This window comes from Methylobacterium sp. 13MFTsu3.1M2, from assembly GCF_900112625.1.
Classification (GTDB): Bacteria; Pseudomonadota; Alphaproteobacteria; order Rhizobiales; family Beijerinckiaceae; genus Methylobacterium.
Genome location: NZ_FOMM01000009.1, coordinates 151,723 through 175,432, shown reverse-complemented (window position 1 = coordinate 175,432; position 23,710 = coordinate 151,723). Strand labels below are relative to the sequence as shown.

At 70.0% G+C, this 23,710-nt stretch carries 21 protein-coding genes and 1 tRNA gene; 4 read left to right on the top strand and 18 right to left on the bottom strand.

The genetic code is table 11. The annotated features are described in order from the left end of the window. Positions 1-173: 173 nt before the first annotated feature. The 9 genes from BM314_RS10290 to BM314_RS10250 all read right to left on the bottom strand — a co-directional run bounded on the left by BM314_RS10290 (position 174) and on the right by BM314_RS10250 (position 10,327). Positions 174-2,039: an ABC transporter ATP-binding protein gene (locus BM314_RS10290; RefSeq protein ID WP_091978063.1), complete on the bottom strand. Its 1,866-nt coding sequence runs from the start codon at positions 2,037-2,039 to the stop codon at positions 174-176. A gap of 88 nt (positions 2,040-2,127) precedes the next feature. Next, a complete protein-coding gene (locus BM314_RS10285; protein WP_056521266.1) occupies positions 2,128-2,715 on the bottom strand; it encodes a protease inhibitor Inh/omp19 family protein in 588 nt (195 codons plus the stop codon). Between the two features lie 171 nt (positions 2,716-2,886). Next, the gene (locus tag BM314_RS10280) at positions 2,887-3,711 is read right to left on the bottom strand and encodes a succinate dehydrogenase iron-sulfur subunit (protein ID WP_091978062.1); all 825 of its coding nucleotides are present in this window, start codon (positions 3,709-3,711) and stop codon (positions 2,887-2,889) included. Positions 3,712-3,796: 85 nt separating this feature from the next. Next, positions 3,797-5,614 (bottom strand): succinate dehydrogenase flavoprotein subunit, encoded by a 1,818-nt coding sequence (gene sdhA / locus BM314_RS10275; RefSeq protein ID WP_056521268.1) that lies wholly within the window; start codon positions 5,612-5,614, stop codon positions 3,797-3,799. Between the two features lie 31 nt (positions 5,615-5,645). Beyond that, positions 5,646-6,065, bottom strand: coding sequence for a succinate dehydrogenase, hydrophobic membrane anchor protein (sdhD, locus tag BM314_RS10270; protein WP_042674306.1), 420 nt, complete (start codon positions 6,063-6,065; stop codon positions 5,646-5,648). A gap of 10 nt (positions 6,066-6,075) precedes the next feature. Continuing rightward, entirely contained in the window at positions 6,076-6,477 is a 402-nt protein-coding gene (gene sdhC / locus BM314_RS10265) for a succinate dehydrogenase, cytochrome b556 subunit (RefSeq protein WP_026604731.1), read from the bottom strand. 129 nt (positions 6,478-6,606) lie between these two features. Next, on the bottom strand, positions 6,607-7,908 hold the full coding sequence (locus BM314_RS10260) for an SLC13 family permease (RefSeq protein WP_091978061.1): 1,302 nt from the start codon (positions 7,906-7,908) through the stop codon (positions 6,607-6,609). Between the two features lie 224 nt (positions 7,909-8,132). Then, positions 8,133-8,678, bottom strand: coding sequence for a hypothetical protein (locus BM314_RS10255; RefSeq protein WP_091978060.1), 546 nt, complete (start codon positions 8,676-8,678; stop codon positions 8,133-8,135). A 155-nt stretch (positions 8,679-8,833) separates the two neighbouring features. Then, the gene (locus BM314_RS10250; RefSeq protein ID WP_091978059.1) at positions 8,834-10,327 is read right to left on the bottom strand and encodes an AMP nucleosidase; all 1,494 of its coding nucleotides are present in this window, start codon (positions 10,325-10,327) and stop codon (positions 8,834-8,836) included. A gap of 125 nt (positions 10,328-10,452) precedes the next feature. On the opposite strand from BM314_RS10250, the gene tsaA reads away from it, so the two are divergent. Both tsaA and BM314_RS10240 read left to right on the top strand, forming a co-directional pair. Next, a complete protein-coding gene (gene tsaA / locus BM314_RS10245) occupies positions 10,453-10,962 on the top strand; it encodes a tRNA (N6-threonylcarbamoyladenosine(37)-N6)-methyltransferase TrmO (RefSeq protein ID WP_091978103.1) in 510 nt (169 codons plus the stop codon). After that, the gene (locus BM314_RS10240; protein ID WP_091978058.1) at positions 10,959-11,651 is read left to right on the top strand and encodes an SGNH/GDSL hydrolase family protein; all 693 of its coding nucleotides are present in this window, start codon (positions 10,959-10,961) and stop codon (positions 11,649-11,651) included. Before tsaA ends, BM314_RS10240 begins: the two co-directional genes overlap by 4 nt. 130 nt (positions 11,652-11,781) lie before the next feature. On the opposite strand, the gene guaA is transcribed toward BM314_RS10240, so the two are convergent. The 8 genes from guaA to BM314_RS10200 all read right to left on the bottom strand — a co-directional run bounded on the left by guaA (position 11,782) and on the right by BM314_RS10200 (position 18,690). Continuing rightward, complete coding sequence (gene guaA / locus BM314_RS10235) at positions 11,782-13,338, bottom strand: glutamine-hydrolyzing GMP synthase (protein WP_012317458.1); 1,557 nt, start codon at positions 13,336-13,338, stop codon at positions 11,782-11,784. Between the two features lie 187 nt (positions 13,339-13,525). After that, complete coding sequence (locus BM314_RS10230; protein ID WP_020091761.1) at positions 13,526-13,945, bottom strand: hypothetical protein; 420 nt, start codon at positions 13,943-13,945, stop codon at positions 13,526-13,528. Then, positions 13,942-14,277, bottom strand: a complete 336-nt coding sequence (locus BM314_RS10225) for a hypothetical protein (RefSeq protein ID WP_091978057.1) — start codon at positions 14,275-14,277, stop codon at positions 13,942-13,944. Before BM314_RS10225 ends, BM314_RS10230 begins: the two co-directional genes overlap by 4 nt. A gap of 296 nt (positions 14,278-14,573) precedes the next feature. Continuing rightward, positions 14,574-15,947 (bottom strand): NTP/NDP exchange transporter, encoded by a 1,374-nt coding sequence (locus BM314_RS10220; protein WP_091978056.1) that lies wholly within the window; start codon positions 15,945-15,947, stop codon positions 14,574-14,576. Positions 15,948-16,055: 108 nt separating this feature from the next. After that, the gene (locus BM314_RS10215) at positions 16,056-16,811 is read right to left on the bottom strand and encodes an NADPH-dependent F420 reductase (protein ID WP_091978055.1); all 756 of its coding nucleotides are present in this window, start codon (positions 16,809-16,811) and stop codon (positions 16,056-16,058) included. After that, positions 16,801-17,706, bottom strand: coding sequence for an aldo/keto reductase (locus BM314_RS10210; protein WP_091978054.1), 906 nt, complete (start codon positions 17,704-17,706; stop codon positions 16,801-16,803). Before BM314_RS10210 ends, BM314_RS10215 begins: the two co-directional genes overlap by 11 nt. Before the next feature lie 114 nt (positions 17,707-17,820). After that, a complete protein-coding gene (locus BM314_RS10205) occupies positions 17,821-18,159 on the bottom strand; it encodes a hypothetical protein (protein WP_056521301.1) in 339 nt (112 codons plus the stop codon). Between the two features lie 75 nt (positions 18,160-18,234). Continuing rightward, on the bottom strand, positions 18,235-18,690 hold the full coding sequence (locus BM314_RS10200; RefSeq protein WP_091924668.1) for a CHRD domain-containing protein: 456 nt from the start codon (positions 18,688-18,690) through the stop codon (positions 18,235-18,237). A gap of 259 nt (positions 18,691-18,949) precedes the next feature. Between BM314_RS10200 and BM314_RS10195 the strand changes: the two genes are divergently transcribed. Beyond that, positions 18,950-19,026: transfer RNA gene (locus BM314_RS10195), tRNA-Met, on the top strand. A gap of 518 nt (positions 19,027-19,544) precedes the next feature. Next, positions 19,545-22,790, top strand: coding sequence for a PAS domain S-box protein (locus BM314_RS10190; RefSeq protein WP_091978053.1), 3,246 nt, complete (start codon positions 19,545-19,547; stop codon positions 22,788-22,790). A 263-nt stretch (positions 22,791-23,053) separates the two neighbouring features. Here BM314_RS10190 and BM314_RS10185 read toward each other — a convergent pair whose 3' ends face one another. Continuing rightward, the gene (locus BM314_RS10185) at positions 23,054-23,710 is read right to left on the bottom strand and encodes an antibiotic biosynthesis monooxygenase family protein (protein ID WP_091978052.1); all 657 of its coding nucleotides are present in this window, start codon (positions 23,708-23,710) and stop codon (positions 23,054-23,056) included.

Here is a 23,710-nt window from a genome sequence, read left to right as displayed (position 1 = left end):
TCAGGGCCGCAGGTGCCCTCGTCCCGGCTCGTCCCGGGAACAAAGCATTATGGTTCTAATCTGAGCAATGAGACCGTCTGCCGCCCCCGAGTCAAGCCGCAGTGTGCGGCGCGGCGATAAGGTCGCCCCTCGATCGTAGCGGTATGTTGCCGGCAATCTCGCTCCTCCGACGCTCAGGCGACGGCGCTGTCGTACCGGGCCGTCCCGTCGTCGAGAAAACCGCCCGACTGCCGCGACCACAGCCCGGCATAGACGCCGCCGGCGGCGACCAGTTCGGCGTGAGTCCCCTCCTCGATGATCCGGCCGCGGTCGATCACGACCAGCCGGTCGAGGGCCGCGATCGTCGACAAGCGGTGCGCGATGGCCAGCACAGTCTTGCCGGCCATCAGCGTGTCGAGGGATTCCTGGATCGCCGCCTCGACCTGGCTGTCGAGCGCCGAGGTCGCCTCGTCGAGAATCAGGATCGGCGCGTCCTTCAGCATGACGCGGGCGATGGCGATGCGCTGGCGCTGGCCGCCGGACAGCTTGACGCCGCGCTCGCCGACCTGGGCATCGTAGCCGCGCCGGCCCTTGTGGTCGACGAGGTCGGCGATGAACGTGTCCGCGTGAGCGAGCCGCGCGGCCCGCTCGATCTCCACCTGGGTGGCGCCGGGGCGGCCGTAGGCGATGTTGTCGCGGATGGAGCGGTGCAGCAGGGAGGTGTCCTGGCTGACCATCGCGATGGCCTCACGCAGGGATTGCTGGGTCACCGTCGCGATGTCCTGGTCGTCCACCAGGATCCGCCCGCTCTCCACGTCGTAGAGCCGCAGGAGCAGGCCCGCCAGGGTCGACTTGCCGGCGCCGCTGACGCCGACCAGCCCGACCTTCTCGCCCGGACGGATCGTCAGGGAGAAATCCTCGATGACGGTGGCGTCGCCGCGCCCGTAGTGGAAGCCGACCTCCTCGAACCGGATCTCGCCGCCGGTGACGGCGAGCGTCCGCGCGTCCGGCGCGTCGACGAGGGCGTGCGGCCGGGCCATCGTCTGCATGCTCTCCTGGACCACGCCGACATTCTCGAAGACGCCGCGCACGGTCTGCATGACCCAGCCCGACATGGCGATGAGCCTGAGGACTAGGGCGAGCCCCGCCGATGCCTCGCCGGTCGTCATGCCGCCGTCGCGCCACAGCACGAGGCAGGCCGCGCCGGTAGCGATCAGGAGCCCGCTGTTGAGCAGGCCGAGGAGGCTCGTCGTCAGGGTGACCAGCCGGAACTGGTGGAGATAGGCGGCGGTGTGGACTTCCACGGCGTCCTGCACCGCGGCCCGCTCCTCGCGGTCGCGGGCGAAGAGCTTCACCGTCAGAATGTTGGTGTAGCTGTCGACGATGCGGCCGATCAGCGTCGAGCGGGTGTCGGCGGTCTTGTGCGAGCGCGCGCGGGCTCGGGGCACGAACCACGCGGTCAGGGCCGCGTAGGCGGCGATCCAGAGCAGCACCGGGACGGCGAGCCACGGCGAGATCGCGCTGAACAGCCCGACCGCGGTGATCGCGTAGATCGCCACGTACAGGAGCGTGTCGATGAAGACGACGGCGAGTTCCCGCACCGCCGGGCCCACCTGGACGACGCGGTTGGCGAGCCGTCCCGAGAAGTCGCCCTGGAAATACGAGAGCGCGTGCCCGAGGGTGTAGAGATGCGCCCGCCAGCGGATCTGGCTGGTCGATTGCGGCACGACGAGCTGGTTGGACAGCACCTCGTGGGCCCAGATCGACAGCGGTCGCACCACGGCGATCAGCAGGACCACCAGCCCGAGCTCGACCGCGTGGTCCGACAGCACCGTCGCCCGGTCGGCCGAGCCGAGCAGGTCGATGAACCAGCGCATCACGAGGTAGAGGGAGGCCTCGACCGTGCCGGCGATCACCGCGATGACGAACAGCGCCGCCAGGGCGGCGCGGATCGGGCGCAGGTAGAACCAGGCGAAGCCGAGCACCGACCGCGGCGGCATCCGCGCCTCGTCGAAGGGCGCGAAGGGGTCGACGCGGCGTTCAAGCCAATCGAGGAACATGTTGACGGGGGCGTGACGCGGCGGGAGCCCCTCATGTAAGCGCCTCCCGCCGCGCGCCAACCGCGCGGCGTGGTCGCGCCGCCCGGCCTCAGCGGTTCAGGGCGAGGGCCGCGCCGGACTTGGTGAGGGCGCCTTCCAGGCCGCCGCCGCCCTGGCGCAGCCGCGCCGCCACCGAGCCGCCCGGCTGGTAGAGGTAGACCTCGCCGTCGCGGAAGTCCCAGGCCGAGACCCGCGCGAGATCCTTGTTGGCGCAGCCCGAGGCCGTCGCCCGGTAGAGGTCGAGGGCCGGGGTGCTCGAGAGCGTGACCTTGCAGTTCGCACCGGTCGCGTCCCGCGCATCCCAGCTTCCGACCACCGACGAGCGGCCGCCCGTGGCGACCGGCGGCGGCGGCGCCGGCGGGGCGACCGGCTCGGCGATCACGGTGGGGCCGCCGGCGGGCGGCGCGGCCGCCTGGGCACCGGGCGGGGGCGGCGCGTCGGGGCTCGCCGCGACGCCGGGCGGCGGCGCCAGCGGGGCCGCCGTCACCGTGCCCGACGGCATGGCCGGCACCGTGTCCAGGGACGCCTGGGGCGACGGCCCCCGGGTGCGCGGCCCGTCGAGGCGGCTGGAGGCGCAGGCGCCGAGGCTGGCGGCCAGACAGAGAACGGCGAACGTCGACAGGCTCGGGCGCAGCATCGGTCCACTTCGGGTCAGGATTCACGGCGCGGAGGCGCTTCGATCCTGACTCCGTGGCAATTGCGCTGTCCGCAAGGCAGCCCTCTCAGCCCGGACCAACTCTGCTGCGGAGAGCCGGCCTTTTCGGCCGGGTGTGGCCCTCAGGCCTCAACACCCGACTCGACTGCGCGATCAGAGCGTGCGCTCGACCATCATCTTCTTGATCTCGGCGATGGCCTTCGCCGGGTTCAGGCTCTTCGGGCACGTGTTGGCGCAGTTCATGATCGTGTGGCAGCGGTACAGCCGGAACGGGTCGTGCAGCCCGTCGAGGCGGTGGCCCGTGTTCTCGTCGCGCGAGTCGATCAGCCAGCGATAGGCCTGCAGCAGGGCCGCCGGGCCGAGGAACTTGTCGCCGTTCCACCAGTAGCTCGGGCACGACGTGGTGCAGCACGCGCACAGGATGCACTCGTAGAGGCCGTCGAGGCGGGAGCGGTCCTCCGGCGTCTGGCGCCACTCCTTCTCGGGCGCGGGCGTCTCGGTCTGGAGCCAGGGCTCGATGGCGGCGTGCTGGGCGTAGAAATTCGTCAGGTCCGGCACGAGATCCTTGAGGACCGGCATGTGCGGCAGCGGGTAGATCCGGATCGCACCGTCCTTGTCCTTGCGGGTCATCACCGGCAGGGCGTTGTCGGGGCTCTTGCACTCGTCGATGCCCATCGTGCAGGCGAGCGCGTTCTGCCCCTCGATGTTCATCGCGCAGGAGCCGCAGATGCCCTCGCGGCAGGAGCGGCGGAAGACCAGCGTCGAGTCGATCTTGTTCTTGATCCACAGCAGCGCGTCGAGGACCATCGGGCCGCAATCCTCGCGGTCGACCTGATAGGTGTCGATCCGCGGATTGGCCCCGTCATCCGGGTTCCAGCGGTAGATCTTGAAGGTCTGCAGGTTCCTGGCGCCGGGCGGGGCCGGCCAGGACTTGCCCTGGGTGATCTGGGAATTCTTCGGAAGGTTGAACTGAGCCATGGTTCTCGACGGCTTCCGCTGGAGCAGGACGCGGCGGCCGGAGGGGTGAGGCCCCGCCGCCGCAGTCGTTGTGCAGAGTTGCAGATCAGTACACGCGCGCCTTGGGCTCGATGTACTGGATCTCGTTGGACATCGTGTAGGTGTGGACCGGGCGGTAATCGATGACCACTTGGTGTTGGCCCTCGTCGAGCCAGGACAGCGTGTGCTTCATCCAGTCCTTGTCGTCGCGGTCCGGGAAGTCCTCGCGCGCGTGGGCGCCGCGGGACTCCGTGCGGTTGGCGGCCGATTCCATCGTCACCACCGCCTGGCCGATCAGGTTGTCGAACTCCAGGGTCTCCAGCAGGTCCGTGTTCCAGACCAGCGACCGGTCGGTGATCTTCACGTCGGCGGCGGCGTTCCAGACCTTGTGGATCAGGCCCTTGCCCTCCTCCAGCACCTCGCCGGTGCGGAACACGGCGCAGTTGTTCTGCATCGTCTTCTGCATCTCGGCACGGAGTTCGGCGGTCGGCGTCGAGCCGTTGGCGTAGCGGAACCGGTCGAGGCGCTCGAGGGCCTTGTCGGTCGCGCCCTTGGGCAGCTCCATGGCCCGGCCGTTCGGCTCGACGATCTCGGCGCAGCGCTTGCCGGCGGCGCGGCCGAAGACCACGAGGTCGATCAGCGAGTTCGAGCCGAGGCGATTGGCGCCGTGGACGGAGACGCAGGCCGCCTCGCCGATCGCCATCAGCCCCGGGACCACCGTGTCGGGGTTGCCGTCGCGCAGCGTCAGCACCTCGCCGTGATAGTTCGTGGGGATGCCGCCCATGTTGTAGTGGACGGTCGGGATGACCGGGATCGGCTCCTTGGTCACGTCGACGCCCGCGAAGATCCGCGCAGATTCCGAGATGCCCGGCAGGCGCTCGTGCAGGATCTTCGGGTCCAGGTGGTCGAGGTGCAGGTAGATGTGGTCCTTGTTCTTGCCGACGCCGCGGCCGTCGCGGATCTCCATGGTCATGGAGCGCGAGACCACGTCGCGCGAGGCGAGGTCCTTCGCCGACGGCGCGTAGCGCTCCATGAAGCGCTCGCCCTCGGAATTGGTGAGGTAGCCGCCCTCGCCGCGGGAGCCTTCGGTGATCAGGCAGCCCGCGCCGTAGATGCCGGTCGGGTGAAACTGCACGAACTCCATGTCCTGCAGCGGCAGGCCGGCGCGCAACACCATGGCGTTGCCGTCGCCCGTGCAGGTATGGGCGGAGGTCGCCGAGAAGTAGGCGCGGCCGTAGCCGCCGGTCGCCAGGATGGTCATCTGGGCGCGGAAGCGGTGGATCTCGCCGGTGGCCTGATCGAGGGCGATGACGCCGCGGCAGCGGCCCTCATCGTCCATGATCAGGTCGAGGGCGAAGTACTCGATGAAGAAATCGGTCTGGTTCTTCACCGCCTGCCCGTAGAGGGTGTGCAGCATCGCGTGGCCGGTCCGGTCGGCCGCCGCGCAGGTGCGCTGGGCGGTGCCCTTGCCGTAATCGGTCGTCATGCCGCCGAACGGGCGCTGGTAGATCTTGCCCTCCTCCGTGCGGGAGAACGGTACGCCCCAGTGCTCCAGCTCGTAGACGGCGGCGGGCGCGTTGCGCACGAGGTACTCGATGGCGTCCTGGTCGCCGAGCCAGTCCGATCCCTTCACGGTGTCGTACATGTGCCAGCGCCAGTCGTCCGGGCCCATGTTGCCCAGCGAGGCCGAGATGCCGCCCTGCGCCGCCACCGTGTGCGAGCGCGTCGGGAACACCTTGGTGATGCAGGCGGTGCGCAGGCCCGCTTCCGAGCAGCCCACCGTGGCGCGCAGTCCCGCGCCGCCCGCGCCGACGATCACGACGTCGAAGGCGTGATCGTGGATGGTGTAGGCAGGCCCGCTGCCGTTTGTGCCGTTGGCGGCCATGTTCGGCTCCTCGAGATCGATGTTGGCGGGGTCAGGCCGGCTGTCCGAAGCCGATGCGCAGGACCGCGTAGAGGCAGGCGACGGCCACGACGACCGCGTAGGCATTGTTGGCGAACACCGCCGCGATCTTCGTCGCCGGCGCGTGCACGTAGTCCTCGATGATCACCTGCATGCCGAGGCGCATGTGGACCGTGACCGACAGTAGCGCCAGGATCAGGAGGATCGACACCAGAGGGGTCGCGACGAGGAGCCGCGCCTCCGGGTAGCCGCGGCCCGCCATCTTGGCGATGATCACCACGAAGCTCAGCATCAGCACGACGTTGGCGACGGCGGTCAGCCGCTGCAGCCACCAGTGCCCGGCGCCGTGATGGGAGACGCCGAGGCCGCGTACGCGGGCGCGCGGCGTGCGGATCGAGACGCGCGTGTCCTGCCGGACCTCTTCCTTAGCCATGTCGTCCTCCTCAGCGGACCAAAAGGGCGACCGCCCAGATGACGAGGGTGAGGGCCACCGAGCCGATCAGCGTCAGCCGGGCCATCGAGAGGCGCTTCTCCCGGTCGAAGCCGACGCCGGTGTCCCAGATCAGGTGCCGGATGCCGCCGAGCATGTGGTGCATCAGGATCCACGTGTAGACGAACAGGATCAGGCGCCCGAAGATCGAGCCGAAGAACCCGGCCACGTAAGAGTAGCCGGCCGGTCCCGAGGCCAGAGCCACGAGCCAGATCGCGACGAGAGCAGTCCCGCCGTAGAGCGCGGTGCCGGTGATGCGGTGGAACACCGACATCGCCATCGTCCAGGTCCAGCGATAGATCTGGAGATGCGGCGACATGGGCTGAGCCACTGTCGGGCGGGCGGTGGGTGCCATCGTGTTGAAGCCTCGCAGCTGCGAACTGGACCGTCTCTAATCTGGTAGCGCTAGAGCCTGAGCGGGCAACCCGCAATCCATCATGGTGCGGCGCAATGTGCCCTCTGGGGCGACACTTTGCCGATTCTGTCACTTCAGCTGTCCCAGGAGGCGCCACCACGCGTAGTCGAGCGGCGCCGCCACGAGGAGCGACAGGAAACCGAAGCTCAGGGTGAGCCGGGTCGCGTCCCGGAGACGGACCCGCCCGAGCTCGCTGGCGAACACGATCGGGGGCGCCTGATAGGGGAAGAACAGGGTCGAGTAGCCGATCACCTGCAGCGAGACGACCGCGAAGGGTGACAGGCCGCTCGCCTCCGACATCTCGCCCGCGAGCGCCGTGTACAGGGCCGGGGCGCCGTTGGCGGTGACGAGGAGGGTCAGCACCGTGGCGATGCCGGTGAGCACCGCGAAGTTCTGCGTCGGCGCGTCGTGCGCCAGGGGGGCGACGGTCAGCAGCAGATGGCCGAGGCGCTCGCCGAGCCCGGTCTCGTTGACGAGGGCGACGAGGCCGAGCAGCGCCGCGATGTAGAAGCAGGTCCGCAGGTTCACCTGTTGGAACGCCTCCGGCGGCAGGACCCCGATCCGCGGCAGCAGGCAGACGACCGCGGCGGCGAGGCCGACCCAGGCGGGGGCAAGGCCGTGGAGGCTGTCGGTCATCCAGAGGATCAGCGTGCAGGCGAGGATCACCGCGAGGCGCCGCTCGGGCGCGGACAGCGGGGGAAGGTCCGGCAGGGCCGGAGCGGCGGAGCCGAGGTTGTCCGGGAACAGCCGGACGATGAGGCCGACGAGCAGCACGCCCTTCACCAGCGCCAGGACCGGGGCATGCAGAAGGAAGTAAGAGAGGTACGACAGGTGCAGGCCGAGCAGGTGCTCGGCCGAGCCGGCCATCACGAGGTTCGGGACGTTGGCGGGCAGGATCGCCGCAGAGAGGATCGGGGTGGCGAGGCCGACGGCCAGGACCGCACCCGTCCGCCCCGGGCGCCCGGCCGCGAGGCCGAAGGCGTCGCAGAGTGCGAGGGTGACGGGGATCATCAGGGCGATGCGGCCCAGATTCGACGGCATGACGAAGGCGATGAGGAAGCTCAGCGTCACCAGCCCAGCGATGAAGCGGCCGTAGGAGCCGGAGAGCCGCAGGGCGAGGGTGCGCGCCATCCGGGCGCCCAGTCCGGTCCGGGTCATGCCCTGCCCCACTACCATGCCGGACAGGACCAGCCAGAACGCGGAGGACGAGAAGCCCGAGAACACCGTCGCGGCCGAGCCGAGACGCAGCAACATCGCCAGTCCGAAGAAGGCGAGTGCCGTGACGATCTCGGGCAGCAGCGCGGTCGCCCACAGGCCCATGCACAGCACGAGCAGCCCCGCCGTCGCCGCAACCAGTCCCTCGCCGCTCACCGCGATCGTCCCCGCACCACGCTACGCCGGAAGCGGCATCCTCATCGGATTGGAACGGTTCGCAATTCGGGACTTGTTGAGCGAGCCTTCGCCTGCGGCGAAGGCTGTGGATCCGGTGGGCCGATCTGGCCCAGGGGTCCTCACGACATTGCCCGAGCGAAGGCCGGCCGGGCGTCGCGCGGTTTCGAGGATGCGCCGCGGGGACGAGACCCGCGCCGCCTGACTCAGTAGCCGTAGCCGTAGTAGCCGTTGCAGGCAGCCGGGTCGTAGGCGCCGTAGCCGTAAGTGTAGGCGCAATTGTCGTAGCCGTAGTCGAGACCGCCCAGGCCGTAACCGACGCCGAGGCCGAGCCCGGCGAGTCCGTAGCCGACGCCGCGTCCGTAGCGGTGGCCGTAATAGCCGCGGTTGACCAAGCCGCGACCGGCGATCCCGCGGTTCCCGACCCCGCCGAACCGGCCGGCCTGGTTATATCCGCCGGCCCGCAGGCCGCCGGTCCGGACGCCGCCGACGCCGGCCACGCCGAGCCCAGCCCCGCGGAAGTCGCCGCCCAGTCCGCCGGCCCGCGCCCCGCCGACGCCGTTCTGGAAGGCGCCGCCGCCGAAGCCGCCGTTCCGGAACGCTCCGCCGCCGACACTGCCGCCGCGGGAGCCGCCCCCGCCAAATCCGCCGCCGTGGAAGCCACCGCCGCCGAAGCCGCGGGCATCGGCGACGGTCGGCGCGAACGCGACGGCCGCCAGGAGGGCGGTGGAGACGAGTGCGATACGAGTCATGGGAAAGCTCAGCCTGATGTGTGGTGCTTTAACCACTCAACCCGGCTTCAAGGCGGCTGTATCCAAGCTTGAGTATGACCGATGGCGTGGCAGTCGGTCGCTGAGTTGGCGATATGTACGTCGGGCTCGAACGTCACCCTGGACTTCACGAAGTCTCACCGGAAGGGTGGTTCATCGAAACTGCGCAGCTTGCGCGAGTGGAGACCTTGCCGATCGGCCCGAAGAACGTCGAGGGCCGCCAGCCCGACCCGGAGGTGCTCCGAGACGGCCCGATCGTAGAAGGCGTTGGCGGCACCCGGCAGCTTGATCTCGCCGTGGAGCGGCTTGTCTGAGACGCAGAGCAGCGCGCCGTAGGGAACGCGCAGGCGGAAGCCCTGGGCGGCGACCGTGCCGCTCTCCATGTCCACCGCCACGGCGCGGGACTGGTTGATCCGACGCCGCTCCTGGCTGAAGCGCAGTTCCCAGTTGCGATCGTCGTAGGTCACCACCGTGCCGGTGCGCAGGCGCCGCTTGAGCGCGTCAGCCTGCTCGCCCGTCACCGCGGCGGCGGCGTCCTGAAGGGCGACCTGCACCTCGGCGAGGGCCGGCACCGGCACGTCCGGCGGCACGAGCTCGTCGAGGATACGGTCGCGGCGGAGGTAGGCGTGCGCCAGCACGTAGTCGCCGATGGTCTGCGACTGCCGCAGGCCGCCGCAATGGCCGACCATCAGCCAGCAATCCGGGCGCAGCACCGCGAGGTGGTCGGTGATCGTCTTCGCGTTCGAGGGGCCGACGCCGATATTGACCAGCGTCGTGCCCTGCTGGGTCCCGTCGGAATCGCGCGCCACCAAGTGGTAGGCCGGCATCTGATGGCGGTGCCAGGGCGAGGCGGCGATCACAGCGGCCGGGTCTGCATCGGCCGCCTCGGCACGGGTCACGGACACGCCACCCGGCAGGACCAGCCGCTCGAACCCCTCCGCGCCCGAGGCGAGCCGCTCCAAGCCGTGGCGGACGAACTGGTCGACGTAGCGGTGATAGTTGGTGAGCAGGATCCAGGGCTGGACGTCGCGCCAGTCGCAGCCGGTGTAATGAACGAGGCGCCGGAGCGAGTAATCGACCCGAACCGCGTCGAACAGCGCCAGGGGCAGCGGCTCGCCAGGGATCTGGTCGAACAGCCCGTCCGCGATCTCGTCGCCCACGAGCGACAGGAGCGGCACCGGGAAGTAGGTGGCGAGGTCAGCGCCGTCGACGGTCCGCCCGCGCGCGTCCAGCCCGGCCTCCAGCACGTAGGGATAGGGAATCTCCTGCGCGCTGAGACCGACCTCGAGGGCGATGCCGTAGTCGGCGATCAGCGGCTCTAGCTGGCGGGTCAGGTACGTCCGGAAGAATCCCGGATGCGTGATTGTGGTGGCATAGGTGCCGGCGGCCTGGAGCTTGGCGGTGGCGCGCCGGACCCGGGGCAGCGGCCCGTCCGGGCGGTAGCTGATCCGCAGCTCCGGGTAGCGGAAGGCGAGCCGCTCCGTGGCGTCCGGCGGCGGCCCGCCGGCGAGGTAGCGCTCCAGCGCGGTCCGCAGGGCGCCGGCCGCGTCGTCGTAGAGCTCGACCAGCCGGTCGATGGCGGTCGCGGCATCCGCCACCGCCTGCATCGGCCGCAATTCCCGCTCGATCATGTCGCCTCCGTTCCTGCTGCCGGATCTACACCCCGCGCCATCCGGGGGCGAGATGCGGGGTTGCGAGCCGCGGACACATGGCCGACAAGCCGGCCGGCGCGGAGCGCGGCGGCGAGGACGCGGGCATGGACACGGGGCTGGACGCGGATGAGTTCGGGACCCGTCCCGGTGAAGAGAGGGCCGCCCTGCCCGCGACCTTCGACGCGGGCCTCCACTTCATCGGCCGGCTGCGCACGCCCTGGCTGGCGCGGTCCGACTGTCCGAAGAATGGCCTGCAGACCGACGCAATCTGCACCGTCGAGGTCGACCCGGCCTACGCCCCCGGCCTGCGCAACGTCACGGGGTGCACGCACCTGATCCTCCTCTACTGGATGGACCGGGCGACCCGCGGCCTCGTGATCCAGCGGCCGCGCCACGCCGACGGCCCCAGGGGCACGTTCTCCCTGCGCTCGCCGGCCCGTCCCAACCCGATCGCCCTGTCGGTCGTGGAACTGCTCGGCCGCGTCGGCGACACGCTTCGCGTGCGCGGGCTCGACTGCCTAGACGGCACGCCGCTCCTCGACATCAAGCCCTACTACGCCTCGACGGACGCGCGGCCCGACGCCCGGGTCGACCGGGCCGGGGCCGAGCCGTGAAGCGCGTCGTTTCCCTCGTTCTCGGCGGGCTCGCCCTCCTGGCGATCGGCGGCTTCGCCGGGTGGCGCCTGCACCGGCCGGGGGCCGACGCACGGGCCTACGCGGAGATGCGCCTGATCGCCGTGCAGGTCAGCCTCGACGAGGCGCCGCCGGACTACGTGTTCTGGGCCGGCGATTCCCAGGTGGAGCTGCAGCCCGGGAGCCAGCGGCCCTGCGGGCTCGATTTCCTCAACGGCGGGATCAGCGGCGCGACCGCGGGCAGCTACGCGGACTACCTCGCGCGCCTGACCTTCAAGGTGCAGCCGCGGCTCGCGGTCCTGACCATCGGGACCAACGACATCCTGGTGAAGAACAACCCGCAGCTGCACAAGCCGACGGAGCAGTTCGAGGCCGCCACCGAGACGATCGTCAAGCGGCTGCAGACCCTCAGCCCGCGCGTCGTGGTGACCGCCCTCCCCCCGGTCGGTCGCGAGATCGGCAAGCTGGTCGATGCCGGCGCGGTCGCGGATTACTCGCGCCGGTTGCAAAACCTCTGCGGGCGGCTCGGCTGCGTCTTCACGGATCCGTTCGCCGCCCTGCGCGACGGCGATACGGGTTACGCCAAGCCCGGCGCCCTGCGCGACGGGCTGCACCTCGCGGCGTTCCGGCCGGCGCTGAAGGCGGTCGAGCCGGCGCTCTGCACCCCGTGAGGACCGGCGCCGCGTCATCGCGAGCGGAGCGAAGCAATCCAGGAGCGCGACACGGATCGAAGCGTCACGCTGCTCTGGGTCGCTTAGCTCCGCTCGCGATGACGGCGCGGGAATCGGGTCGGACGCCGGCTCACTCCCACTCAATCGTGCCAGGCGGCTTCGAGGTGATGTCGTAGGTCACCCGGTTGATGCCCTTCACCTCGTTGATGATCCGGGTCGCGACCCGGCCCAGGAAGGCCATGTCGAACGGGTAGAAGTCGGCGGTCATGCCGTCGACCGAGGTGACGGCGCGCAGCGCGCAGACGTGGTCGTAGGTGCGCCCGTCGCCCATCACGCCGACGGTCTTCACCGGCAGGATCACCGCGAAGGCCTGCCAGATCGTGTCGTAGAGGCCGGCCTGCCGGATCTCGTCGAGGTAGATCGCGTCGGCCTTGCGCAGGGCCTCCAGCTTCTCGCCGGTGATCGTGCCGGGGCAGCGGATCGCCAGGCCCGGGCCCGGGAACGGGTGGCGGCCGACGAAGCCCTCGGGCAGGCCGAGCTCCTTGCCGAGCACCCGGACCTCGTCCTTGAAAAGCTCGCGCAGCGGCTCCACGAGCTTCATATTCATGCGCTCGGGCAGGCCGCCGACATTGTGGTGGCTCTTGATGGTCACGGACGGGCCGCCGGTGAACGACACGCTCTCGATCACGTCGGGGTAGAGCGTGCCCTGCGCGAGGAACTTCGCCCCGCCGATCTTCTTCGATTCGGCCTCGAAAACGTCGATGAACAGGCGGCCGATCGTCTTGCGCTTGATTTCCGGGTCGCTGACGCCCTCCAGAGCCGCGAGGAACATCCCCGACGCCTCCACGTGGACCAGCGGGATGTTGTAGTGGTCGCGGAACAGCGCCACGACCTGCTCGGCCTCGCCGAGGCGCAGGAGCCCGTGGTCGACGAACACGCAGGTCAGCTGATCGCCGATCGCCTCGTGGATCAGCACCGCCGCCACGGCCGAATCGACGCCGCCCGAAAGGCCGCAGATCACCTTCTCGGAGCCGACCTGCTCGCGGATCTTGGCGATGGCCTCCTCGCGGTAGGCGCCCATGGTCCAGTCGCCCGAGCAGCCCGCGACGTCGCGCACGAAGTTGCGGATCAGCAGGGCGCCGTGGGGCGTGTGCGCCACCTCCGGGTGGAACTGGACCGCGTAGTAGTTGCGGGCCTCGTCGGCCACCGCCGCGAAGGGCGCGTTCCTGGAGATCGCCACGGTGGTGAAGCCGTCCGGCAGCTTGGTGACGCGATCACCGTGGCTCATCCAGACCGGGTACTTCTCGCCCTTGTGCCAGACGCCCTTGAACAGCGGGCAGTCGGCCAGGATCTCGACCTCGGCGCGGCCGAACTCCGCGTGGTGGCCGCCCTCGACGGCGCCGCCGAGCTGGGCCGCCATGGTCTGCTGGCCGTAGCAGATGCCGAAGACCGGGACGCCCGAATCGAACACCAGTTGGGGCGCGCGGGGCGAGGCCTCGACGGTCACCGATTCGGGGCCGCCGGAGAGGATCACGCCCTTGGGCTTCTGCTCGCGGAACGCGGCCTCGGCCTTCGTGAAGGGCACGATCTCGCAGTAGACGCCCTCCTCGCGCACTCGGCGGGCGATGAGCTGCGTCACCTGAGAGCCGAAATCGACGATTAGGATCTTGTCGTGGTCGGTGTTCATCGCGGGCGATTATCCGAAGCCCGCGGCGCGTGCAACGCACAAGTCCGGATTGTCCGGCCTTCCGACGTGCCGTCACCGATGGAATGCCGGACCCGGCCGTCAGGTCCCGCGCGTCGCCGTCGCCCCGTCGGTGCCGGCGCGGCCAGCCGCGCGCGGCGGTCTCGGCTGGCCCTACGCGCGCCAGTTCTCAGTCGAAGTTGCGGACCTTGGCCGAGCCACCGAGGCTGATCGCGGGCTTCGCGGCGGCGCCCGCGAGGCTCACCTTCTTCTGGCCGGGCGGGGTCTTGGCGCGCAGCTGCGGGGCGGGCTCGGGCGTCGGTCGCGACGGCTTCAAGTGCGCCTGGCCGTGGATCACCGAGCCGATCTCCCCCGCCACGCGGATCAGGTCGTCGCGCTCGCAGGAGCGGGCGACCTTCAGCCCGAGCTTGTGCATGTGGCTCTTGCCGTAGAGGTAGGCGGCGAGCTGCGCGCGCTTCAGCGGCGGGATCTGCTCCAGGATCAGCGGCAGGTCGAAGTCGTCAGCCCGGTACACGGAGCCCAGAACCTCGAGGGTCACCGGGCAATCGACTTCGGGCTCGGCGCCGCTGGTCGGATGCGCTTGCGTCATGGATGCCTCTCGGAGGTCGATGGATCGGGACCGGGCTCGGATGCCCCGGAGCCGGGGTCGAGTTCAACCCCTATCGGAACGGTGAGGTTCGCAATCCTGTCCTGCGCGGGCGCAGGCGTCGGTGGCGGGACCGGTTCGGCCTTCCAGGCGCCCAGGCAGCCGGTGCAGACCGATTCGATCACCGCGCGGGCATGGGCCTGCCGACGGGCCCAGAGCATCTCCCGGGCGAGGCGCGCCGCCTCGGCGTCCGGCAGCGGGCGGATGCGGATGAAGAGCGGCTCCTGCGCGGCGACGGGTGCCGGTGTCAGGGCGAGGAGCCCGAGCAGCGCCATCGCGGGATCGGCGGCACGCCACCGGCGCCGCGGCGCCGACCATGCAGGTCCCGCCATGTCACTCTCCCGCCCGGATCGAGCGCGATACCTCACCCGTCAGGGTAAACCGCCTCTTAACGGCCGCCGCGGCCGCGCGGAACTTCACCTCGGGACGCCGGTAGAACCAGGGGGGACCGAGCGGGAGACGGCTTGATGCCTCAGATGTTCGACTGGATCTTCTTCGCGATCATGCTGCCGTTCCCGGCCTACCTGGTCTGGGACTTCATGCGGCATCGATAGGCGGGGCGAAACGGCACTCACCCGCCGGGCGCAGCGGCCGCGCGGCCGACCGGCGCGGCCCGTTCGGGCTCGATGCCCGGCTCCGCCGCCTGCTCGGCCCGCCGCCGCTCCTGCGCGCGCCCGAGCCAGACGCTGTTCACGAGCCACGCCATCGACAGCGGGATCGCGGCGCCGGCCACGCTGGCGCTGCCGAGCCCCATGCCCTGGATGCCGGTGAACGACCACGCACCGACCTGATCGCCCAGCCGGTAGACCACCGTGTCGATGAAGCTCTTCGCCTTGTAGCGGTCCTCCCGGGGGACGACGGTGAACAGCACCTCGCGCACCGGCCGGGCGATCGCGAAGTTCCCGGCCCGGCGGAGCACCTGGAACGCCACGATGACGCCGATCGTCGGCCAGAGCGCGAGCGCCGCGAAGCCGAGGATGCTGAAGGCCGGGAGGATCGCCAGCGTCAGGGCGACGCCGATTCGGTTCACGATCCGGCCCGTGAGGAACAGCTGGATGCCCAGCGTGAGGACGTTCACCGCGAGGTCGACGCTGGCGAAGAACGCCGTCTGCGCGCCGCGGTCCGGGAAGCTCCGCTTCGCGATGCCCGCCTGCTCGAAGTACAGGAACGTCGAGGTCACCGAGAACAGCAGCAGGAACAGCGAGATGTTGAGCAGGTAGGGCGATGCGAGAGTCCGGGTCACGCCGGCGAGCACGCTTCCGCCGATCGTCCGGTCCTGCCCGTCCTCGGGGCCCCCGTTCCGGCCCGGCACCTCGTGCAGCTGCGTCGACAGCGCCGCGAGCCCGCGCATGCAGAACACCGCGACCTCGAGGAGCACCACCGCGCAGAGCATCAGGCCCCAGGTCGGGACGTTCTTGGCCAGGATCGCGGTGGTCGCCGAGCCCGCGATGGCGCCGAGCGTCGCGCCGGCCGCGATGAAGCCGAACAGCCGCTTGCCCTGGGCGTTCGAGAACACGTCGACGATCGTCGCCCAGAAGATCGAGACCACGAACAGGTTGAAGATCGACAGCCAGACGAAGAACACCCGGCCGATCCACACGCCCCACTCGGCGGGCGCGAGGTAGAGCGTCAGCGCGAAGGCCAGGATGTTGGCCGCGAAGAACCGGTACGTGATCGGCACGAACCGCGCCCGCGGCATCCGTTTCACCAGGTAGGCGAAGGGCAGGTTGAGGGCGAGCATCCCCACGAGGGTGGCGGTGAACAGCCAGGGCAGGTTCTCGATGCCGCCGGCGACGCCCATCTGGTCCCGGATCGGGCGCAGCACGTAGTAGGCGGCCAGGATCGAGAAGATGTAGGCCCAAGACCAGGCCAGAGCGCGGCCCTCGCCGGGCTGAACGTCGATCAGGCGCGCGAGCGTGCCGCGGGCGGGGACGGGTTCAGGCATGGGCCGATCTCACCGGAATGGGCTTCTTCCCCGGACGGGCCTCCCTCGGGGAAGGCTCGGTCGGACCCCTCGCCGTTGCGGGGCCCGGCGAGGGGCCGGGCGACGCGCCTACTTCGCCAGTCCGAGTTTCTCGCGCATCTCCGGCGCGGTGACGTCGTGACCGAAGCCCGGGCTGCCCATGGCGAACTTGTCGGCATCCTTGAGCGGGCCGACCACCACCGGGTCGAACCCGGCATCGCGGACGAGGCCCTCGGCGACCTTCAGCGCCTCCGGGTCGTCCCCGGCGATCGGGATCGCCATCCGCCCGCCCGCACGACCCTTGCCGCCGTCCGCGCCCTCCTTGGCGAAGATCTTGTAGTTGGCCGCGTTGAAGGCGCGCACGATCTTGGCGCCGGGGAAGTACTTGGCCGAGGTCGCGCCGATCCCGCTGGCCTGGACCTCGTCGTAGAGCGCGCCGTCGCGCTTCTGCGTGGCGTTGCCGGCATCGAGGACGACCTTCCCCTTGAGGGACGGGCCGATCTCCTTCGCGAGGTCCGGATAGGCCTTGTAGGGGACGGCGATGAACACGGCGTCGCCGAACTCGATCGCCTCCTCGGGCGTGCCGGCCCTGGCCTTGGGCCCGAGCTCCGAGACCATCGCGGCGAGCTGCTCCGGGTGGCGGGAGGCGAACATGACCTCGTGGCCGTCCTTGACCCAGAGCGTCCCGATCGTGCCGCCGATGTTCCCGGCGCCGATCACGCCGATCCGGATCTTCTTCGCGCCGTCCTGGGCTGCGGCGGGCACGGCCGCGGGAAGAGCGGCGGCCACGGCGAGGCCGGCCGCGAGGGCGAGCGCCGCGCGGCGCGAGGTGAGATCAGACCGCATCGATGAACGTCTCCATCTGCTTGCGCTGCGCCGCGTCGGGCAGCTTGCCCCGCGCGGCCCCGAGGTTGTCCTCGACATAGGCGGCCTTCGCCATACCGGGGATCGGGCAGGTCACGGCCGGGTTGCCGAGCACGTATTTCAGGAAGAACTGCGGCCAGCTCGCGCAGCCGAGATCCTTGGCGACCGCCGGCAACTCCTTGCCCTGGACCGCCTTGAACAGGCGATCGCGGCCGAACGGCACGTTGGTCATCACCGCCACGCCGCGATCCGCGGCTAGCGGGAGCACGCGCTCCGCGGCGGCACGGTTGTCGATGGCGTAGTTCACCTGAATGAAGTCGAGGCTCTCGCGCTTCATGACGGCCTCCAGGGCGTCGAGCTGGTTGTCGCGCCAGACCGTGACGCCGACGTACCGGACGCGCTTCTGCGCTTTCAGATCGCGCAGGACCGCCAGATTCCCGATCACGTCGATCAGGTTGTGGACCGCTACCAGGTCGAGGGTGTCGACCTTCATGCGCTTCAGCGATCGGTCGAACTCCGCGAGCGTCGCGTCGCGGCCGGTCGTGTCGACCTTGCTGGCGAGGAAGATCTTCTGGCGCAGGCCGGGCTCCGCCAGGATCAGGCCGAGGACGTCCTCGGCGGTCCCGTAGCTCGGGGCCGTGTCGATCACCGATCCGCCGAGTGCGACGAAGGTCTTCACCGCCTCCTTCAGGGGCGCCACCGCCTCGGGCGTCGGCTCGACCTCGTAGCGTCGGGATGTGCCGATCCCGATGGCCGGGAGCGTCTCGCCGGTGGAAGGTATCGGGCGGCGGATCAGCGGCTCGGCCGCCGCGACGAGGCGGCTGGCGAGCGGGGCGATAGCGGCTGCGGCGATGACGGCGCGACGGGATACGGGCATGGCCGGCCTCCGACGGATTCAGGACCCGCCGGGAGATAGGGCGCGTCCGCGCTCTGTGTATTCTTAATTCTCACGCTTCTGCGAGAGATGCGCGCTGCACCTTCGAGGCTCGGTCTAATCTTCCTCGGGCGGGTCCTCGAATTCCGCGCCCTCGGTATCGGGGGCGATGCGGAACCGGTACTCGTCGATCGCCAGGAACGCCCGATGGGCGACCTGCGGGTCGATCCCGTCGCGGACGACCAGGGTCTGGAAGTCGATGAACAGGCGCGCGACGCGGGCCTCCTCCGTCAGGGTGGCCAGGGCGGACGAGCTCGCGCCGGCGCGCATCATGTAGCGCTTGGCCTCTCCGGCCGCGTCTGGCGCGGGCAGGACGACGACCTGCCCGGCGGTTTCCGGCTTCAGTTCCGCCCAGCGGACGGGCGTCCAGGCGATGATGGCGTCGGTGTGCTTCATCGAAGGCTCCGGCAGGTGGACGGGGATCCGCCTACCGGGCGCGGCCGGGAACGTCGAGGCGTCCGGCGTTCCGGATCAGGGTGCGCGCTCCATCTGGCCACGGATCTCGCCCTTCGGGTTCGCGGCGGTGTGGAGGTTGAAGTAGACCTTCCCCGCCTCGAGATCGGCGGCCTTGGCGTCGTCGAGGGTCGCCTCGCCGGTGAAGGGGCTGCTCGCCGCCGTCACCGGCACGAGCACGCCGGCATTCTCGCCCGCCTTGGCCGGCCCGTGGAAGTGGGCGGCCGTGACCGGCCCGGTGAGGCCGCTGTACTGGCCCGACCAGCTCAGGCGCTTGGTGGCGGGATCGAAGGTCGCGGTGATCTCGCCCTTGCCGGAGGACGCGGTTGCCGGCACCTCGCTGCCGCCGGTGAGCGCCGCGCGGTAGGTGACGTCCTGGCCCGCGGCGAATGCCGGACCCGTGGCGAGCGGCACCCCGAGGACGAGAAGGGCGGCGAGGCTGGTGGTCCAGCGATGGCTCTTGCGCGCTGTCATCGAACGCTCCGCGATCTGACGGGCCGTCGAGCGGCCCGTGCCAAACCTAGCGGGCCGGGACGGGTCGGACATGGCGAAGTGGCTGTCGCCGAGCGATTCTCGGTGACAGCCAAGCGTTTCCCTCCCGCGCGCGACGGCACGCGGCCTGCCCGACCTCCGGAGGCGCGATTTGCTCACGGGAAGACGTTGACACGGAGCGCCCGCTCTTCCTATACCGCCGCCACTGCACGCATCGTCTCGATGGACGGTCGCGGCTCGTGGCGGGGTAGCTCAGCTGGTTAGAGCAGAGGAATCATAATCCTTGTGTCGGGGGTTCAAATCCCTCCCTCGCTACCAACAGTTTCAGTAATCTTCGTCTATAAATTCAATTCTCCTCTGAGCTTGCCGGCCTCTGTGTCGGATCTGGGCCGCAGCCGGAACGCTGATCCTGAGGATCGCAAATCCTTCCGCGAGCGGCCGGTCTCCAAGACGATGAGTTCTTCGCTCGACCGCTTCGGTCGCACGCGAAGCCACTCACTTTTCAATCCCGTCTCGCTTGCCGCGAAGCAATGGACGTCTGAACTTGCTTCAGGATCTTGTACGGCTTGCCGTCGAGGACGGAGATCGGCGCGTCGAGCGCTACCGACCTTTCGATCTCGGCCGGCCCGACAGCTGATCGGGTCGCGACCCTTTAAGGCAGGCGAAGGTTGATGCCGGCGAACACCGTCCCGTCTTGAAAGTTCAGGACGGTATCCGTCCATCGCATGACGCGGCGGCCACGATTGCCGGGCGGACCGCGGCTGCCGGTCCGAACCGGCGGGCGACCGTGATCTCTCTAAACGGAACCGGCCGGGACTGGATGGCTTGGCCTCCTGATGCACGACTTCGAAGAGACGCCGGCCATTCGGGAGACGGTGAAATCGATCGGCCCGGACGTCGGCGCGATGTCGCGCGCGCAACTTGAGGCGGAGGTGCTGCGCCTGCGCTCGAGGCTGCCGGAGGCAGGGGGCGAGACCGTCGGCCGGGAGGTGCGCCCGGTGCATCGGACCGCCGGGCAGGACGCGCCAGCGAGCGAATGGCGCCACCGGGTCGTCTTCGACAACGTCAGGGACTTCGCCATCGTCGTCACCGACCGCGACGGCTCGGTCATCGCCTGGAACCCCGGCGCCGAGCGGATCTTCGGTTGGACGGCGGAGGAGATGCGCGGGCAGCCCGCCGACCGGATCTTCACGCCCGAGGACCGTGCGGAGGGGCGCCCTGAGGCCGAGATGCGGCTCGCGACGAGCGAGGCGCGCGCCTCCGTCGAGCGCTGGCACCTCCGCAAGGACGGCAGTCGCGTCTGGACGTCGGGCGAGATGATGCCGCTGCTCGACGAGGCCGGTGCGCATCGCGGGTTCACCAAGATTGTCCGCGACCGCACGGCCGAGCATCAGGCCGCGAGGGCGCTGAGGGAGCGCGAGGCCCACCTCCGGCATACCGTCGAACTGAATCCCCAGGTGCCGTGGACCTGCGACCCGGCGGGCAACATCACCTCATACTCGAACCGCTGGCTGGAACTGACGGGCCAGGCACCCGGCGAACCCGACGGCGCGGGCTGGATGAAGGCCCTGCATCCGGAGGACGTCCCCCACACGGTCGAGGTGTTCTCGGCCTGTCTCGCCTCGGGCGAGCCGGTCGACGTGGACTATCGCATCAACATCGCGGCGGCCGGCACATACCGCTGGATGCGGGCGCGCGCGCGTCCCCGCCGCGACGGAGCCGGCGCCATCGTGGCCTGGTACGGGGTGGTCGAGGACATCCACGACCGCCGCCTGGCCGAGGCGGCGCTGCAGGAGAGCGAGGCCCGTTACCGGACGCTGTTCGAGACGGTCGAGGTCGGGTTCTGCATCCTCATGATGCGGTTCGCCGCGGACGGACGGGCGGTCGATTACCTGATCGAGGAGGCCAATCCGGCCTTCGCCCGGCAGACGGGCGCCGACGTCGCCGGCCGCTGGGTCAGCACGTTCGCGCCCGACCTCGAACGGCACTGGTTCGACAGCTACGGCCGCGTCGCCCTGACCGGGGAACCCGCCCATTTCGAGAACTACGCCGCCGTGTTCGGGCGCTGGTTCGACGTGCGTGCGCACCGGGTCGGGGACCCGCGCGACCACCGCGTCGCGGTCTTCTTCAGCGACATCACCGCGCGCAGGAACGCCGAGTTGCTGGCGGAGGCCAGCGCGCGCGAGCTCCGGCTCATCACCGACGCGCTGCCGGTGCTGATCGCGTTCATCGACGCCGGCCACGTCTACCGCTTCGCCAACGAGGCCTACAAGGATTGGTTCTCCGCCCCGCCCGGCGAGGTCGTCGGACGCGATGTCCGCGAGCTGCTCGGCCCGGCCGCCTACACCGTGCGGCGACCCTTCATCGATCGGGCGCTCGGGGGTGAGCCCGTCACCTTCGAGACGGACTGGCCGCACCGCGACGGGCGCCACCGCGTCGCCGAGATCCGCTACCTGCCGCGACGGACCTCCGGCGGCCGCGTCGACGGTTTCCACGTCTTCGTGCAGGACGTGACCGTCCGGGTGCAGACGGAGGCCGACCTCGCCCGCCAGGTCGCCGCCCGGACCGCCGAGCGCGACCAGATCTGGCAGGCCTCGTCCGACCTGCTGTGCGTGGCCAACCTCGACGGCTACTTCGTCGGCCTCAACCCGGCCTGGTCGCGAACCCTCGGGTGGACCGACGCCGACATGAAGGCGCGGCCGTTCCTCGATTTCGTCCACCCCGACGACGTCGCGTCGACCGTGGCGGCGGCGGGGGGACTGTCGCGCGGGGAGGCCCAGCTCACGTTCGAGAACCGCTACCGCCGCAAGGACGGCAGCTATGTCTGGCTGTCCTGGAACGCGGTGCCCCGCGACGGGCTGATCTACTCGTCCGTGCGCGACGTGACCGAGATCAAGCAGCAGGCCGAGGCGCTGGCCAAGACGGAGGAGGCTCTGCGGCAGTCGCAGAAGATGGAGGCGGTCGGCCAGCTGACCGGCGGCCTCGCACACGATTTCAACAACCTGCTCGCGGGCATCTCCGGTTCCCTGGAACTGATGCAGACGCGGATGAGCCAGGGGCGGATGGGTGACCTCGACCGCTACATGAGCGTCGCCCAGGGCGCGGCCGAGCGGGCCGCCGCCCTGACGCATCGCCTGCTGGCCTTCTCCCGCCGCCAGACCCTCGACCCCAAACCCACTAACGTGAACCGCCTCGTCCACGACATGGAGGAGCTGGTCCGGCGCACCGTCGGTCCGGCCGTCCACTTGGAGGTCGTCGGTCTCGCGGGGCTGTGGCCGGCGCTGATCGACCCGGGCCAGCTGGAGAACGCGCTGCTCAACCTGTGCATCAACGCCCGCGACGCGATGCCGGACGGTGGTCGCATCACCATCGAGACCGCCAACAGGTGGATCGACGAGGTCGGCGGCCGCCAGCACGACCTCGCGCCCGGCCAGTATCTCGGCGTCTGCGTGACCGACACCGGCACCGGCATGGCGCCGGATCTGATCGGAAAGGTGTTCGAGCCGTTCTTCACCACAAAGCCCACCGGCGAGGGCACGGGCCTCGGCCTGTCCATGGTCTACGGCTTCGCCAAGCAGTCCGGCGGGCAGGTGCGGATCTACTCCGAGGTCGGCGCGGGGACGACGGTCTGCCTCTACCTGCCGCGGCACTACGGCGAGGCCGACGAGGACGCGGTCGCGCGCAGGCTTTCCGAGGTCGAGCAAGCGGGCCAGGGCGAGACGGTGCTGATCGTCGACGACGAGCCCTCGGTGCGCATGCTGGTCACCGAGGTGCTGGAGGACCTGGGCTACACCGCCATCGAGGCCGCCGACAGCGTCGCCGGCCTGAAGGTGCTGCAGTCGGACGTGCGCATCGATCTGCTGGTGACGGATGTCGGCCTGCCGGGGGGCATGAACGGGCGACAGATGGCGGACGCCGGCCGCGAGCGGCGACCGGACCTGAAGGTGCTGTTCATCACCGGGTACGCGGAGAACGCCGTGCTCGGGAACGGCTACCTTCGGCCCGGGATGCAGGTCTTGACCAAGCCGTTCGTGCTGGAGACCCTCGCCTCCCGCATCAAGGACCTCATCGCCGAGACTTGAACCCCCTCGTCCGAAAGGGCCGCGCCCCCAGAGGGCAGCCGACTGCTCGTGCAACGGGAGCGGGCGAGCCCTGGGGTGCCGCCAGCGAGGTGACCGCCTCGTGGATCGGTCGCCTCGTCCGTGATCCGGTTCCCCGGGCCGGTCGCGCACATGATCGCAGGGCAGGCCGCGGGACGACCGCGTCGTGCCACCGGGTCCGCATTCGCGAGACCGATGACGGAGCGACGCCGAAGGTGTTGATGCCCGGTTCTCGTCGTCGGGCCCTATCCCGGGGCTTGCACGGCCGGGTGATATTGCGGGCTCTCACGCCTGTCGAACATCCCGTAATCGCGAATGATCCGAACAGCTCGGAGGCGCGTGCCGGCGACTGATGAGACGGCGTTCGCCGCGCCGGCATCACTCCACGACAGCAGCACCAGCACCTTTCCCGGATTGGTGAAGGAATCGAACGCGTCCCAACTCACCAGCCCCTCGGTCCGCTGGTCGAGACCGAGCATGGCCATGAGGTCGACATCGAAGGGCGTGAGCCGGTCCGCCGACATCGCCTCCGACAGTGTACAGGCCTTGGCTTGGCCGACTTCCGTCTCATCGAGGCGTTGCTCGCGGACCCGATGTCCCGCCGGCGGGTGGGTGTCAGCCGTCACCTCGCCGACGCGGAGATGGTAGTCCGCGAACACCTCGGACCGGCCTTTCCCCTGGATCAGGTGATGACCGGCATGGGTGCGCCAGCGGATCACCGACTTCTCGTCCCGCCACGTCGAGTGCGAAAGGACCCAGCCCGGCCGCGTCCGGCTCGTGAAGCGCTCGTTGTCGATGAAGCCGTCGATGCCCTCGAGCTCAGGCTTCAGCACGCGCGCGTGTTCCAGATAGGCGTCCTTGCGACCGTCGCCGGGTCGGACTTCGAAGATGACGGAGAACAT